The following is a 13426-nucleotide window of genomic DNA, read 5'->3' as shown; positions in this document are numbered from 1 at the left end:
TGGATCTCGGGCGGGACAAATACGCAAAATGGACTAGTCACAAAAGTGGCAACTGCCTGACGAAAATCAAGCTTCATACTTCCACCGCCTTCTTGGGCGAAGCAGCCATTGAACGCCGCGTTAACCGCGAAAGACCAATATTGACACCTATCGACGCTTTCGGACCGCTATGCCTGTCTTCACGCTGAAACAGTTCGCCTCCAACTCCGTCCATGCCGCGGCCGACGCGATGGGCTGGAACTACGACCGCGCCGAGATCATCGCTGACGGTATCATCCATGCCATCGGTGTGTTGTCCGGTATCATTGCCGCGACCGTGCTGGTGGTGCTGGCAGTGGTCTACGCAGATGCCACCGACATCGTCGGCGTCTCGATCTACGTCGCGGGTCTGCTCTCGATGCTGGTGCTGTCGGCGAGCTATAATCTCTGGCCGGTCTCGCCGGTGAAATGGCTGCTGCGGCGGTTCGACCATTCCGCGATCTATCTGCTGATCGCCGCGACCTACACGCCGTTCATCCTGGAGGTAAAGGACAGCGTGTTCGCGCTGGCGCTGCTGATCTGCGTCTGGTGTGTCGCGATCGTCGGCATCGTGCTGAAGCTTCGCTATCCCGGCCGGTTCGACCGTGTCGCCGTCGGCATCTACCTCGCGATGGGCTGGAGCGGCGTGATGCTCTACGGCTCCGTGGTCAAGGCGCTACCCGCGCTGGCGCTGGGCTTCGTGCTGGCGGGCGGCATTCTCTACAGCCTGGGCGTGATCTTCCATGCCTGGCGGCGGCTGCGCTTCCAGAACGCGATCTGGCACGGCTTTGTCTTGGCCGGTGCGGCATGCCATTATACCGCGGTGCTCGACCTCGTGTTGAGTTGAGCAAGTTCCGCGAAGCGGCATAAGTAGCGCGGCATACAAGCGAAGCGCTGTATAAGAAGCGCTGTATAAAAAGAGAGGGAGACGTCGCATGCAGGTGACCGGCAAGGTCGTGGTCGTCACGGGCGGCGCAAACGGTATCGGCAAAGCGCTGTGCGAGGCCTTTCACCGATCCGGCGCCGCCAAGGTCGTGGTCGCGGACATGGATGCCGCCAATGCGCGCGCCGTCGCTGCCACGGTGGATGGCGCGGCGTTCAAATGCGATGTCGCGCAGGAGAAAGATATTATGCACGTCATCGACGAGACCGAGCGGCAGTTCGGTCCCATCGAATTGTTCTGCTCCAATGCCGGTATCGGCGGCGGCTTCGATCCGGTGTCGGTCAATGCCGGCGGCGCCTCCGACGAACCCTGGCAGCGCAGCTGGGCGATCCACGTGATGGCGCATGTCTATGCGGCGCGGCATCTGATCCCCCGCATGAAGACGCGTGGTGGTGGCTATTTCCTCAACACCATCTCGGCCGCGGGGCTGCTGTCGCAGGTCGGTAGCCCGGCCTATTCCACGACGAAGCACGCCGCGGTTGGTTTTGCCGAAAACCTCGCGATCTCGCACAAGGCTCACAACATCAAAGTCTCGATCCTTTGCCCGCAGGGCGTCGACACCAACATGCTGCGCTCGATCCCGAAGGGCCCGCAATCCGGCGACGGCGATCTCACGCCTGAGCAGGTCGCAAAAGACGTGCTCGCCGGGCTCGAGCAGGAGACCTTCCTGATCCTGCCGCACCCGCAGGTGCTCGGCTACATGCGCAAGAAGACCGAGAATTACGACCGCTGGATCGGCGGCATGGCCAAGATCCAGGCCAAGATGCGGGAAGAGTTCGGGAAGTAGGGAAGGCGTTCGCGGGGACCACACCGGGTGGCTACGCCACCGACTCCGCCTCGTCCTCCACCCGGCTCTCCCGCAACGCCCGCGCATAGAGCATCATCCCCTCGCGCACTTTGCGTTGCTCAGGTTCCGTCAACGCCGCCAGCGCGCCGCGCACCTGTTGCCGGCCGAACGCGTGCAGCGCCTCCAGCGTGCGCCGGCCCTTCGCGGTCAGCGACAACAATTTGCTGCGTGCGTCGAGCTCATCCGGTGTCTCCCTGAGCTCGCCGCAATCGATCAGCTTGCGCACCAGTCGGCTGACGCTGGATTTCTCCAGCCGCAGGAAATCGCCGAGTTCGCCCGAGGTCAGCGGGCCGCGGATGCCGATCTCCAAAATCGTGTGCACGGCCGAGGGCGGATAGTCCGATGCCGCCACCGTCGCCTCCATGAAGCCGAGTTCGCGCACCATCAGGCGCGAGGCGGCGCGGATGTCGTCGATCAGCAAAAGCTCAGCCATCTTGACTCCTGGTATATAGTTGTATCATACAACTATATGCGCGCAACGGCGCGCGCAAGCGTTTTGGAGTGGGCGATGAGCGTAACTTTGCCAACCGGTGAGCGGATGAGGGGCAAGGTCTGCCTCGTCACGGGTGGTGGCAGCGGTATCGGCCGTGCCTCGGCGTTGCGGATGGCGGCCGAGGGCGCAAAGGCGGTCATTGTCGCGGGCCGGCGCGAGGCCGAGATCGACGCTGCCGCGGCCGCCTGCCGGGACTTCGGGGCGGAGGCCATCCCGATCCAGACCGATATCACGCGAGAGGAAGAGGTCGAACGTCTGGTGCGCACGGCCATTCAACGCTGCGGCCGGCTCGATGTCGCCTTCAACAATGCCGGTTTTCAGGAGCGCCGTGCGCCGCTGGAGCAGCAGGGCACCGACATCTACGACTGCGTGTTCGACACCAATGTCCGCGCGCTGTTCCTGTGCCTGCGCCATCAGCTGCCGGCGATGTTGGCGAATGGCGGCGGCAGCATCGTGGTCAACGCCTCGGTCAGCGGCGTGCGCAATCCCAATCCCGGCTTCTCGCTCTACTCGGCCTCGAAGGCCGCCGCGATCTCGCTGACCCGTTCGGCGGCCATGGAGAACGCCCCGCGCGGCATCCGCATCAACGCGGTCGCGCCGGGCCGTGTCGTCACCGACATGATGCTCAGTGCCGGCGTCGGCGACGTCGCAACCGTGGGCGCCGGCTTGCCGCTGCGGCGCATGGGCACGCCGGAGGAAGTGGCGGAGGCCGTGGTGTGGCTATCGTCGGACGCGTCGTCGTATGTGGTCGGGCATGTGTTGGCGGCCGACGGGGGATTTTTGGCAGCGTAGCCGCGTCAATGCTTCTGCCCGTACAGCACCGGCACCGCCGAATCCACGACGACCTCGACCAGGCTCGTGCCCTCGTGCGCCATTCCGCGCTTGAGCGCCTCACCGAGCTCGGCCGCCTTGTTTACTCGCACCGCATGGCAGCCCATGCCTTCGGCGAGCCGGACGAAATCGATCCCCGGCAGCTCCAGGCCCGGCACGTTGCGCACCTGCATCACCTGGCTGAACGAGCGCATCGCGCCGTAGCCGGAATTGTTGATGACGACGATGGTGAGCGGCAGCTTGCGTTGCGCCGCGGTCCACAGCGCCTGGATCGAATACATCGCCGAGCCGTCGCCGATCAGGCACACGGTGCGGGTGTTCGGCTTGCCGAGCGCCATTCCGACGGCGGCGGGCAGCGAATAGCCGAGGCCGCCGCTCGCCATAGTGTAAAAGCTGTCCTGACCGCGCATCGGCAGGAATTTCTGCATCGCCGGCCGGTGCGAGGGCACTTCCTCGACCAGTGACGCGCCATCCGGCATCGCCTCTGACAGCGCGTGCAGCAGAAACTCCACCGGCAGCGGATCGGCGGCCTGCGGCGCCGGCGGCAGCGTGCGGCCCTTTGGCGTGGCGCGTTTGCTCTCGGGCAAGAGGTCGAGCAGCGCGCTTAGTGCCGGCTTCATGGTCGCGATGATGCTGGTGCCGACGGGGGTCACCGCGGCCGCATCCGGATCATCGGTGATCTGGAAGATCGTCGCGCCGCCGTCGAAGATCGCGGCATGACCCTCGACATGGAACGTGAACACCGGCGCGCCAATGACGACGACGAGGTCGTGTTCGCGCAGTGCGTCGGAGAGCTGCGCCGGCGAGGCATGGAGGAAGCCGGAAAATTGCGGGTGACGCTCGGGGAACGAGCAGCGCGCCGAGAACGGGCTGACCCAGACGCTCGCCTTGGCCTTCTCGGCGACGCGCACCATCAAATCGACCGCGCCGGCGCGGTCGACGCCGGGGCCGACGACGAGGGCAGGATTCTTGGCTGAACCAAACGCCGCAACCAGCGCCTTCATCGCCTCAGGCTCCGGTCCGATCTCGCGGCTGACCTTGCGCGCCTCGATCGGCGTTGTCGCATGCGCCCAGTCGTCGATCGGGATCGACACGAAGGTCGGTCCGCATGGCGCCTGCATGGCTGTGTAATAAGCGCGCGCGATCGCGGCCGGCACGTCCTCGGGCCGCGCCGGCTCGACGCTGTACTTGACATAGGGCCGCGGAAACTCCGACGCACGCTCGGCATAGAGGAACGCCTGCAGCGGCAGGATCGAGCGCGCCTGCTGGCCCGCGGTGATCACGAGCGGCGTCTGGTTGCGATGCGCGGTGTAGATATTGCCGAGCGCGTTGCCGACGCCGGCGGCCGAATGCAGGTTGACGAAGCCGGCATTGCGCGTTGCTTGCGCATAGCCATCGGCCATGCCGACCGCGGAGGCCTCCTGCAGCGCCAGCACGTAGTCGATGTCGTCGGGCCAGTCGCTCAGGAACGGCAGCTCGGTCGAGCCGGGATTGCCGAAGATTTTTTTGATGCCGAACGAGCGCAGCAGATCGAGCGTCGCCTGCTTGACGGTGCCGGACTTGCTGCCGGTCTTGCCGTTCTTGGACATTGGTTTCCGTCCCCTGTTGATTATTCGCGCTATCAGCCCCATCCGTCATTGCGAGCGAAGCGAAGCAATCCAGAAAGTTTCCGCGGAGCCAGTCTGGATTGCTTCGTCGCTGCGCTCCTCGCAATGACGAGGAGAGAGCGTCACCACACCGCCGTGCCCTTCATTGTCGGCTGCCCTTCCGCATTCGCGGTCCAGAGCTCCATGCCCTCAGCGGTCTCGTTGGCATTGATCGAGAACTCGCTGCCCTCGAACAGCGGCTGCAGGCCGCGATAGGTGAATTTCTTCGGCGGCTTGCCGCTGCGCAACTTCGCCGCCATCTCGATGATGAGCGCCGCCTGCAGCGGGCCGTGGAAGATCAGGCCCGGATAACCCTCGACTTTGGTGACGTAGTCGCGGTCGTAATGGATGCGGTGGCCGTTGAAGGTCAGCGCCGAATAGCGAAACAGCAGCACGGGATCGGAGACATGGGTCTCGCGATGCTGCGGCTTCGGTGGCGGAGGCGGGGTCTTTGCGCTCGCGGGCGCGCTGGTCGTCATCTCGCGATAGACGATGTCCTGCCGCTCGCGGATGGCAACGCCACGCGGCGAGGAGATGCTGTGCTCGACCGAGACAAAGCACAGCGTGCCGGTCGAGCCCGATTTCACCTGCACGTCCGCGATGCGCGAGGTCCGGGTCGATTCATCGCCGACGCGCAAGGGTTGCAAGAACTCGATCTCGCCGCCGGCCCACATCCGGCGCGGCAGCGGCACTGGCGGCAGGAAACCGCCGCGGGTCGGGTGGCCGTCGGGCCCGAGCATCGACATCGGAAACACCGGCTGCGCCAGGCACCAATGCACCGTGAAGGGCGCAGCATCGCCGGTTTTGGGCTCGCCGACCTCCTGGAATAGCGTTGCGCGCAGGCCCATGACGAGCTGCGCGGTGACGATGTCGGTGGCTTCCGTGCTGCGGCCGATCCATTGCCGCAGATGATCGATGTCGAGCTTCTCGGTCATGACGCCTCGCTCTACTTCTTGGGATTTTCGCCGATCGCGGGAACGGCGCCGTAGGCACGCGTCTCGCCGACGACGATCGGCGCCGGCGCCGGATAGCTGACCGGCCCGTTCGGCGTATTCACTTCGATGCGGCGCAGATGCGGATGGTTGGCAAGGTCGGCCATGGTGTTGACCTCGGCGAATGCGATGTCGGCATCGGACAGCCGCTTCAAAAGCTCGTCGCGCGTCATCTGGCCGAAGGCATCGGCCACCGTAGTGTCGGTGAAATCGCGATTGCGCACGCGCTCGACCATGTTGGCGACGCGGGGATCCTTTGGCAGATATGGCTGGTCCAGCACCTCGGCACAGAGCGTCTTCCACTCGCGCTCGCTCTGGATCGAGATCAAAATGTCCTTGCCGTCCTGCGAGGTGAACACGCCATAAGGCGCGATCGAGGGATGACGCAGGCCCATGCGCTTGGGCGGATTGCCGGCCTCGGCGTTGAGCAGCGGCACGGTGCACCAGTCCGCCATCACGTCGAACATGGAGATGCGGATGTCACAGCCCTTGCCCGTTCGCCCGCGCGCGATCAGCGCCTCCAAAATCGCCGCATGCGCGGTGGCGCCGGTCGCGACGTCGACGATGGACATGCCGACGCGCGAGGCGCCGTCGGGATTGCCAGTGATCGAGGCAAGCCCGCTCTCGGCCTGGATCAGCAGGTCATAGGCCTTGCGGTGGGCGTAGGGGCCTTCGTCGCCATAGCCGGTGATCGTACACGAGATCAGCTTTGGATAGTCCTGCAGCAGCCGCTCACGCGAAAAGCCGAGCTTGTCCATCGAGCCCGGCTTGAGGTTCTGCACCAGCACGTCCGCGCTCGCGATCAGCTTCTCCAGCTCGGCGCGTCCCTCCTTGGTGGCGAGATCGACCACCGCCGATTGCTTGCCGCGATTGAGCCAGACGAAATAGCTGCTCTGGCCCTTGGCCGCTGCGTCATAGCCGCGGGCGAAATCGCCCTCGGGCCGCTCGATCTTGATTACTTCCGCGCCGGCATCCGCCAGGCGCGACGAACAAAACGGTGCAGCCACCGCCTGCTCGACCGCAATCACCCTGATCCCGTCCAATGCTCCCATGATCGCTGCCTCAGTACGAACGGGGCATGCCGAGCACATGCTCGGCGACAAAGGACAGCACCAGGTTGGTCGAGATCGGCGCGACCTGATACAGCCGCGTCTCGCGGAACTTGCGCTCGACGTCGTATTCCTCGGCGAAGCCGAAGCCGCCATGAGTCTGGATGCAGGCATTCGCCGCTTCCCAGGATGCATCGGCCGCCAGCATCTTGGCCATGTTGGCCTCCGCGCCGCAATCGAGCCCGGCCTCGTATTTGCGCGTGGCTTCCTTCACCATCAATTCCGCCGCGCGCATCGAGGCGTAGGCCTTGGCGATCGGGAACTGAATGCCCTGGTTCTGGCCAATGGGACGGCCGAACACCGCGCGCTCCTTGGCGTAGTTGGTCGCCTTGGCGATGAACCATTTGGCGTCGCCGACGCATTCGGCCGCGATCAAAATACGCTCGGCATTCATGCCGGAGAGAATGTAGCGAAAGCCCTTGCCTTCCTCGCCGATCAGATTTTCCGCCGGCACCTTCATGTCGGTGAAGAACACCTCGGTGGTGGCGTGGTTCATCATGGTGCGGATCGGGCGAATCTCGAGGCCGTTGTTCTTGGCCTCGCGCATGTCGACGATGAACACGGAGAGGCCATCGGTGCGCTTCTTGGCCTGCTCCTTCGGCGTGGTGCGCGCCAGCAGCACCATCAGGTCGGAATGTTCGGCGCGGCTGGTCCAGATCTTCTGGCCGTTGACGATGTAGCTGTCGTTGCCTTCCTTGCGCGCAAAGGTTTTCAGCGAAGAGGTGTCGGTGCCGCTGGTCGGCTCGGTGACGCCGAAGGCCTGCAGCCGCAATTCGCCGCTGGCGATCTTCGGCAGGTACTTTGCCTTCTGCTCGTCATTGCCGTGCCGCAGCACCGTGCCCATCGTGTACATCTGGGCGTGACAGCCGCCGCCGTTGCAGCCCGCGCGCTGGATCTCTTCGAGGATCGCAGCCGCCGCCGAAAGCTTCAGGCCCGCGCCGCCATATTCCTCGGGGATCAGCACCGAGAGGTAGCCGGCCTGCGTCAGCGCGTCGACGAAGGCCTTGGGGTAGGCCATCTCGCGATCGAGCTTGCGCCAGTATTCGCCGGGAAACTGCGCGCAGAGCTTTGCGACGGCTTCGCGGATGTCGGCGTGATCTTCGCTGTGGTGTTCTTCACTCATGGCGTTTCCCGTCTGGTACGGCAGTTAAGATAACGCCGGCCAACCCTCTGGCGTTGTGAAAACATCGCCAGCCCCCTATGCTCATTTGCTATAGCGTATGGAGTAGCCTTCCAGGATTGGCAAGCATGGATTTCCGGCAGCTCAGGACCTTCAATTGCGTGGCAGAACTCGGCAGCCTCTCGAAGGCGTCCGACACGTTGCGCGTGGCGCAGCCGGCGCTGAGCCGGCAGATCAAGCTCCTGGAGCACGAGTTGCGCACCGAACTGTTCACGCGCAACGGCCGCGGCATGGTGCTGACCGAGGCCGGCCGCTTGCTGCTGGCGCGCACCTCCGGCATCGTGCGGCAGATCGACCAGATCCGCGACGACATCCAGTCCGCCAAGGGACCACCGTCCGGCCAGGTCGTGCTCGGCCTGGTTCCGACCGTGAGCTGCGTGCTGTCGGCGCGGTTCGCGCGGCGCTGCGTCGAAAAATATCCCGGCATCTCGCTGCGCATCGTCGAGAGCTACAGCGGCCACATCGTCGAATGGCTGCATCGCGGCGAGATGGATCTCGCCATCCTCTACGGCCGCTCGGCGGATCTGCATCTCAATGTGCAGAGCCTGGGGCGCGACAACATCGTCGCGGTCGGTCCGCGCGGCTGCGGTCTCGCGCGCAAGAAGAACGTCGATATCGGCTGGCTGCTGCGGCAACGGCTGGTGTTGCCCAGTCATTCGCACGGCCTCCGTGCGCTGATCGAGCACGCGGCCGCGCAGCGCAAGATCAAGCTCAACGTCCAGCTCGAAGCAGATTCGTTCCGCGTGCTGACGAGCCTGGTCGAGGAGGGCCTCGGCTTTGCGCTGCTGCCGCCCTCGTCGGTCCACGCCGAGGTCGCGGACGGACGGCTGGAAATCGCTGTCGTCTCCAAGCCGATGTCGCGCGAGCTCATTTTCGCCTCTCCGATCGACCGCCCGCCCTCGACGGCCTCGCTGGCCGTCACCGCGCTGTTGCGCGACGAGGTGGCCGCCTGCCGCAAGGAAGGCGTGTGGGACATCAAATTGAGTTAGATGCGTGTCGTAGAACAGTCAGGCGCCATCTTGCCTTCGCATCTGGCGCGACCTGTCATGCCGAGATTTTATAGCTGGGTGCCGCAGCGGTCGCCTAGGCAGCTGTGACGCGCACACGCATTCAAGCTCTCGTCATTGCGAGCGCAGCGAAGCAATCCAGGGTTCTTTCCGCGGTGACAGTCTGGATTGCTTCGCTGCGCTCGCAATGACGGAGGATAGGGTCTACCCCGGTATCCTCACCGGCAGCGACTCATATCCCTTGATGAAACTCGAATAGATCCGCTTCGGCTCGCCGACCACCTCGATGCGGTCGAACCGCTTCAGCATCTCCTCCCAGACGATCCGCAACTGCAATTCGGCAAGCCGCATGCCGACGCAGCGGTGGATGCCGAAGCCGAAGGAGAGGTGGGTGCGCGGCCGTGCGCGATCGATGATGAAGTCGTTCGGCTGCTCGATCATCTCCTCGTCGCGGTTGCCCGAGACGTACCACATCACGACGCGGTCGCCCTTCTTGATGTGCTTGCCGCCGATCTCGGTATCGGCAAGCGCGGTGCGGCGCATATGCGCCAGTGGGGTCTGCCAGCGGATCACCTCTGGCACCATGGTGTCGATCAGCGCCGGGTTGGCGCGCAGCTTGTCGTACTGTTCGGGATTCTCGTTCAGCGCCAACACCGAGCCGGTCATGGTGTTGCGCGTGGTGTCGTTGCCGCCGACGATGAGCAGGATGATGTTGCCCATCAAATTGTCGGGGTCCATGAAGCGCGTGGCGTCGCTATGCGCCATCAGCGACAGCAAATCGTTGCGCGGCGCCGAGTTGACGCGCTCGTTCCACAGCTTCGACATGTAGGCGTAGCACTCGTCCATCTCGCGGCGGCGCTCTTCTGCGGATTCGACGATGCCGCTCTTGGGCAGTGCGGTCGCGACGTCCGACCAGCGCGTCAGCTTGCGTCGCTCCTCCCAGGGAAAGTCGAACAGGGTCGCCAGCATCTGCGTCGTCAACTCGATCGAGACCCGTTCGACGAAATTGAAGGTCTCGTTGCGCGGCAGATTGTCCAGCACGGTCTGCGAGCGTTGGCGGATCAGCTTTGCGAGCTCGTCCAGATGCGTCGGCGTGAACATCGGCGACACCGTCTTGCGCTGCGACGAGTGCCTGGGCTGGTCCATCGCGATGAAGCTCGGCCAGTCGTAGCCGGGTGGCACGTCACGGATCCCGATGCCGCCGAGCGTTGAGTCCGAGGAAAACAGGCCGTGATTGGTGTCGACATGCATGATGTCGTTGTATTTCACCACCGACCAGTACGGGTCGATCGGCGCGTTGGTGCAGTAATGCACCGGTTCTTCCTTGCGCAGCCGCTCGAACCACGGCCACAGCGTGTCGTCCTGGAACAGCCGCGGCGCGCCCGGATGAAAATTCTTCAGCGGCGTCGCATAGGCTTCCTCGCGCGCGCGCCGCATGCGTTCGGCCTTGTCGGCCTTGACCGGGGTCTGAATGTTCATCGTGGCGTGCTCCAGTGGTTCTGCTTAACCTCTCCCGCTTGCGGGAGAGGTCGGCGCTTAGCGCCGGGTGAGGTCTCTATCCTCTTGGGGTTCTTGCCCGCGGAGATACCCTCTCCCCAGCCCTCCCCCGCAAGCGGGGGAGGGAGAATCAGCGGTCACGCCGCAATCTTGACCGGCAACGTTTCCAAACCCTTCACGAAGCTCGAATACACCCGCTTCGGTTCGCCGACCACGTCGATATGGTCGAATCGCTTCAGGATCTCCTCCCAGATAATCTTGAGTTGGAGTTCGGCAAGCCGCAATCCGACGCAGCGGTGGATGCCGAAGCCGAAGGAGAGGTGGGTGCGGGGCCGGGCGCGGTCTATGATGAAGTCGTAGGGCTTCTCGATCGCCTCTTCGTCACGGTTGCCCGAGACGTACCACATCACGACCTTGTCACCTTTCTTGATCTGCTTGCCGCGGAACTCGAAATCGGCGAGCGCGGTGCGGCGCATATGCGCCAGCGGCGTCTGCCAGCGGATCACTTCGGGCACGAAGCTGTCGAGCAGCGCGGGGTTTTCGCGCAGCTTGCGGTATTGCTCCGGATGCTGGCTCAGCGCGAGAAGCGAGCCCGACATGGTGTTGCGGGTGGTGTCGTTGCCGCCGACGATCAAAAGGATGAGATTGCCGAGGAAGTTCCGCGCGTCCATGTCGCGGGTCGCGGCGCCGTGCGCCATCATCGAGAGCAGGTCGCTCTTCGGCGGCTGCTCGATGCGCTCCTTCCACAGCCGCGCGAAATAGCCGGCACATTCCGCAAGCTCGGCCTGCCGTTCGTCTTCGGTGGCGACCAGGCCGTCGGGGCCGGGAATGGTGGTGGCGATATCCGACCAGCGCGTCAGCTTGCGGCGGTCTTCCCAGGGGAAGTCGAACAGCACCGCGAGCATCTGCGTGGTGAGCTCGATCGAGACCTGGTCGACCCAGTCGAACACTTCACCGCGCGGCAGATTGTCCAGGCATTCGGCCGAGCGTTTGCGGATGTTGAGCGCGAGATTGTCCAGATGCGTCGGCGTGAACATCGGCGCCACGGTCTTGCGTTGCGCGGCATGGCGCGGCGGATCCATCGAGATGAAGCTCTCGCGGCGCAGGTCGGGATCGATGTCGCGGATGGTGATGCCGCCGAGCGAGGAGGCCGAGGAGAACACCGAATGGTTGGTCTCGATCTCCATGATGTCGTTGTAGCGCGTCACCGACCAGTACGGTCCGAACATCGAGTCCTTGCAATAGTGCACCGGATCTTCGCGGCGCAGCCGGTCGAAATAGGCCCAGAACGTATCCGTCCTGAACAATTCGGGGTCGCCGGGATCGTATTGCTCCAGCGGAAGCGACGACGCGCGCTCGCGCAATGCGTCGATCTTTGTCGCGCTCTCCATGGTCCCGTGCATGACCGCTCTCCCTGGCATGAACCGCGCGATTTTATTGAATTCTGCGCTGCGGTATTTGGCCTGCAATTACAGCGCGTTGTCTGCGCCGGAGCAAGGGAGAGTTTTGCCGCATCCAACTTTTGCGAGAGCGCCGGGATGCCGTTACGTTCGTGCGTGAACGTGACCTCGCGCACGCCTCAGTCAGCGGAATCGTGCGAGAAATCGCCCGAAACGGAGGTAAATCGAACCCGCCCGTCTTGGGGATCGACCAACCTCTGATCTATAGTTTGCCCGGATCAGATCCGCATCCCGAGGTTGCTGCCGTGAACGACATGCAATGGACCCCCGTCGGTCCCTCCGAAGCGGTCCCGCCGCCGCTGCCGCCCTCGCGGGTCGACTTCACCGGCAATCGCACCGAGTTCCGCAAGATGGTCACCAAGGGTGCCATGCTGGAGCTCGTCACCTTCGGCTTCTACCGGTTCTGGCTCGTCACCGACATCCGCCGCCATTTGTGGTCGAACACCGCGATCGACGGCGACGCCGCCGAATATACCGGCCGCGCCAAGGAGCTCCTGGTCGGCTTCCTGTTCGCGCTCGCGATCCTGGTGCCGATCTATCTCGGCTATTTCCTCGTCGGTATCGAGTTCGAGCGCTGGCAGGGCTTTGCCTCGACACCGCTGTTCATTTCCTTCTATGCCTTCGGCCAGTTCGCGATTTTTCGCGCACGACGTTACCGTTTGACCCGCACGGTCTGGCGCGGTGTGCGCTTCTGGATGGACGGCTCCGGCTGGGCCTATTCGTTCCGCGCGATGCTATGGGGACTGCTGGTGTTCCTGACGCTCGGCCTGGCGCTTCCGTGGCGCGAGGCATCGCTGGAGCGCTACAAGATGCGGCACACGTATTTCGGCGATCTGCAGGGCGGCTTCGAAGGCGACGGCTGGACCTTTTTCAAGCGTGGCTGGTGGTTGTGGCTGCTCACGCCGATCGCGGTCATCATCTTTCCGCTCGCGCCGTTCCTCTATGCCGAGTTCAAGGCGCGCGAATGGCGCTGGTGGCTCAACGGCATCCGCATCGGCGGCGTCAGCCTGTCCTCGGATCTGCCGCACAATGCATTCTACGGCCTTTACTGGAAGATGGTCGGATGGTGGCTGCTGCTCTCGACCCTGTTCGGCCTCTACATCGGCGGTGCCACCCTGCTCGTCGTCAAGCTGAGCGGCGTGCCGGCTGAGCAGGTGTTCGGGCCGGACCACGCAGCCAAGAGCATCCCGATGCTTGTGATGATGGTGATCGGCTATTTCGCGCTTGCGCTTGCCATCAACATCATCATGCGCGTCTATCTCCAGCGCGATCTCTGGGCCAAGGTGCTGGAAACCGTCACTGTGCACGACATTGGAGCCGCAGCCGATGTCCGCGCCAGCGGCGAGCTGGCCAGCGCGCTCGGTGAGGGCTTCGCCGATGGGCTCGATGTCGCAGGATTCTAG

12 protein-coding genes are annotated in these 13426 nt (G+C 64.1%); 5 read left to right on the top strand and 7 right to left on the bottom strand.

All coding sequences use genetic code 11. The annotated features are described in order from the left end of the window. Positions 1-169: 169 nt before the first annotated feature. Both trhA and K3F49_RS24920 read left to right on the top strand, forming a co-directional pair. Positions 170-865: a PAQR family membrane homeostasis protein TrhA gene (gene trhA / locus K3F49_RS24925; protein ID WP_234683586.1), complete on the top strand. Its 696-nt coding sequence runs from the start codon at positions 170-172 to the stop codon at positions 863-865. 88 nt (positions 866-953) lie between these two features. Next, positions 954-1748 (top strand): SDR family oxidoreductase, encoded by a 795-nt coding sequence (locus K3F49_RS24920; protein ID WP_234683585.1) that lies wholly within the window; start codon positions 954-956, stop codon positions 1746-1748. 31 nt (positions 1749-1779) lie between these two features. On the opposite strand, the gene K3F49_RS24915 is transcribed toward K3F49_RS24920, so the two are convergent. Beyond that, a complete protein-coding gene (locus K3F49_RS24915; RefSeq protein WP_234683584.1) occupies positions 1780-2241 on the bottom strand; it encodes a MarR family winged helix-turn-helix transcriptional regulator in 462 nt (153 codons plus the stop codon). 75 nt (positions 2242-2316) lie between these two features. Between K3F49_RS24915 and K3F49_RS24910 the strand changes: the two genes are divergently transcribed. Then, positions 2317-3093 (top strand): SDR family NAD(P)-dependent oxidoreductase, encoded by a 777-nt coding sequence (locus tag K3F49_RS24910; RefSeq protein ID WP_234683583.1) that lies wholly within the window; start codon positions 2317-2319, stop codon positions 3091-3093. A 5-nt stretch (positions 3094-3098) separates the two neighbouring features. On the opposite strand, the gene mdlC is transcribed toward K3F49_RS24910, so the two are convergent. From mdlC to K3F49_RS24890, 4 genes are all read right to left on the bottom strand, one after another. Further along, a complete protein-coding gene (mdlC, locus tag K3F49_RS24905) occupies positions 3099-4721 on the bottom strand; it encodes a benzoylformate decarboxylase (protein ID WP_234683582.1) in 1623 nt (540 codons plus the stop codon). A 140-nt stretch (positions 4722-4861) separates the two neighbouring features. Then, positions 4862-5713, bottom strand: a complete 852-nt coding sequence (locus K3F49_RS24900) for an FAS1-like dehydratase domain-containing protein (protein ID WP_234683581.1) — start codon at positions 5711-5713, stop codon at positions 4862-4864. A gap of 11 nt (positions 5714-5724) precedes the next feature. Continuing rightward, positions 5725-6822 (bottom strand): CaiB/BaiF CoA transferase family protein, encoded by a 1098-nt coding sequence (locus K3F49_RS24895; RefSeq protein WP_234683580.1) that lies wholly within the window; start codon positions 6820-6822, stop codon positions 5725-5727. A 10-nt stretch (positions 6823-6832) separates the two neighbouring features. Continuing rightward, the gene (locus K3F49_RS24890) at positions 6833-8002 is read right to left on the bottom strand and encodes an acyl-CoA dehydrogenase family protein (protein WP_234683579.1); all 1170 of its coding nucleotides are present in this window, start codon (positions 8000-8002) and stop codon (positions 6833-6835) included. Positions 8003-8127: 125 nt separating this feature from the next. Here K3F49_RS24890 and K3F49_RS24885 point away from each other — a divergent pair, with 125 nt between their 5' ends. Further along, complete coding sequence (locus tag K3F49_RS24885) at positions 8128-9048, top strand: LysR family transcriptional regulator (RefSeq protein WP_234683578.1); 921 nt, start codon at positions 8128-8130, stop codon at positions 9046-9048. A gap of 222 nt (positions 9049-9270) precedes the next feature. Here K3F49_RS24885 and K3F49_RS24880 read toward each other — a convergent pair whose 3' ends face one another. Then, entirely contained in the window at positions 9271-10545 is a 1275-nt protein-coding gene (locus tag K3F49_RS24880; protein WP_234683577.1) for a cytochrome P450, read from the bottom strand. A gap of 155 nt (positions 10546-10700) precedes the next feature. Next, positions 10701-11966, bottom strand: coding sequence for a cytochrome P450 (locus K3F49_RS24875; protein ID WP_234683576.1), 1266 nt, complete (start codon positions 11964-11966; stop codon positions 10701-10703). 302 nt (positions 11967-12268) lie between these two features. On the opposite strand from K3F49_RS24875, the gene K3F49_RS24870 reads away from it, so the two are divergent. Continuing rightward, positions 12269-13426 (top strand): YjgN family protein, encoded by a 1158-nt coding sequence (locus tag K3F49_RS24870; RefSeq protein WP_234683575.1) that lies wholly within the window; start codon positions 12269-12271, stop codon positions 13424-13426.

Origin of the sequence: Bradyrhizobium monzae (assembly GCF_021458635.1) — a bacterium.
Lineage (GTDB): Bacteria > Pseudomonadota > Alphaproteobacteria > Rhizobiales > Xanthobacteraceae > Bradyrhizobium.
This window is presented reverse-complemented; position numbering and strand designations above follow the sequence as displayed.

Excerpts from the sequence above, each read along its gene's own strand:
- K3F49_RS24880 (WP_234683577.1), bottom strand. The coding sequence starts at position 10,545 with ATGAACATTCAGACCCCGGTCAAGGCCGACAAGGCCGAACGCATGCGG.
- trhA (WP_234683586.1), top strand. The coding sequence starts at position 170 with ATGCCTGTCTTCACGCTGAAACAGTTCGCCTCCAACTCCGTCCATGCC.
- K3F49_RS24920 (WP_234683585.1), top strand. The coding sequence starts at position 954 with ATGCAGGTGACCGGCAAGGTCGTGGTCGTCACGGGCGGCGCAAACGGT.
- mdlC (WP_234683582.1), bottom strand. The coding sequence starts at position 4,721 with ATGTCCAAGAACGGCAAGACCGGCAGCAAGTCCGGCACCGTCAAGCAG.
- K3F49_RS24900 (WP_234683581.1), bottom strand. The coding sequence starts at position 5,713 with ATGACCGAGAAGCTCGACATCGATCATCTGCGGCAATGGATCGGCCGC.
- K3F49_RS24910 (WP_234683583.1), top strand. The coding sequence starts at position 2,317 with ATGAGCGTAACTTTGCCAACCGGTGAGCGGATGAGGGGCAAGGTCTGC.
- K3F49_RS24875 (WP_234683576.1), bottom strand. The coding sequence starts at position 11,966 with ATGCACGGGACCATGGAGAGCGCGACAAAGATCGACGCATTGCGCGAG.
- K3F49_RS24885 (WP_234683578.1), top strand. The coding sequence starts at position 8,128 with ATGGATTTCCGGCAGCTCAGGACCTTCAATTGCGTGGCAGAACTCGGC.
- K3F49_RS24890 (WP_234683579.1), bottom strand. The coding sequence starts at position 8,002 with ATGAGTGAAGAACACCACAGCGAAGATCACGCCGACATCCGCGAAGCC.
- K3F49_RS24915 (WP_234683584.1), bottom strand. The coding sequence starts at position 2,241 with ATGGCTGAGCTTTTGCTGATCGACGACATCCGCGCCGCCTCGCGCCTG.
- K3F49_RS24895 (WP_234683580.1), bottom strand. The coding sequence starts at position 6,822 with ATGGGAGCATTGGACGGGATCAGGGTGATTGCGGTCGAGCAGGCGGTG.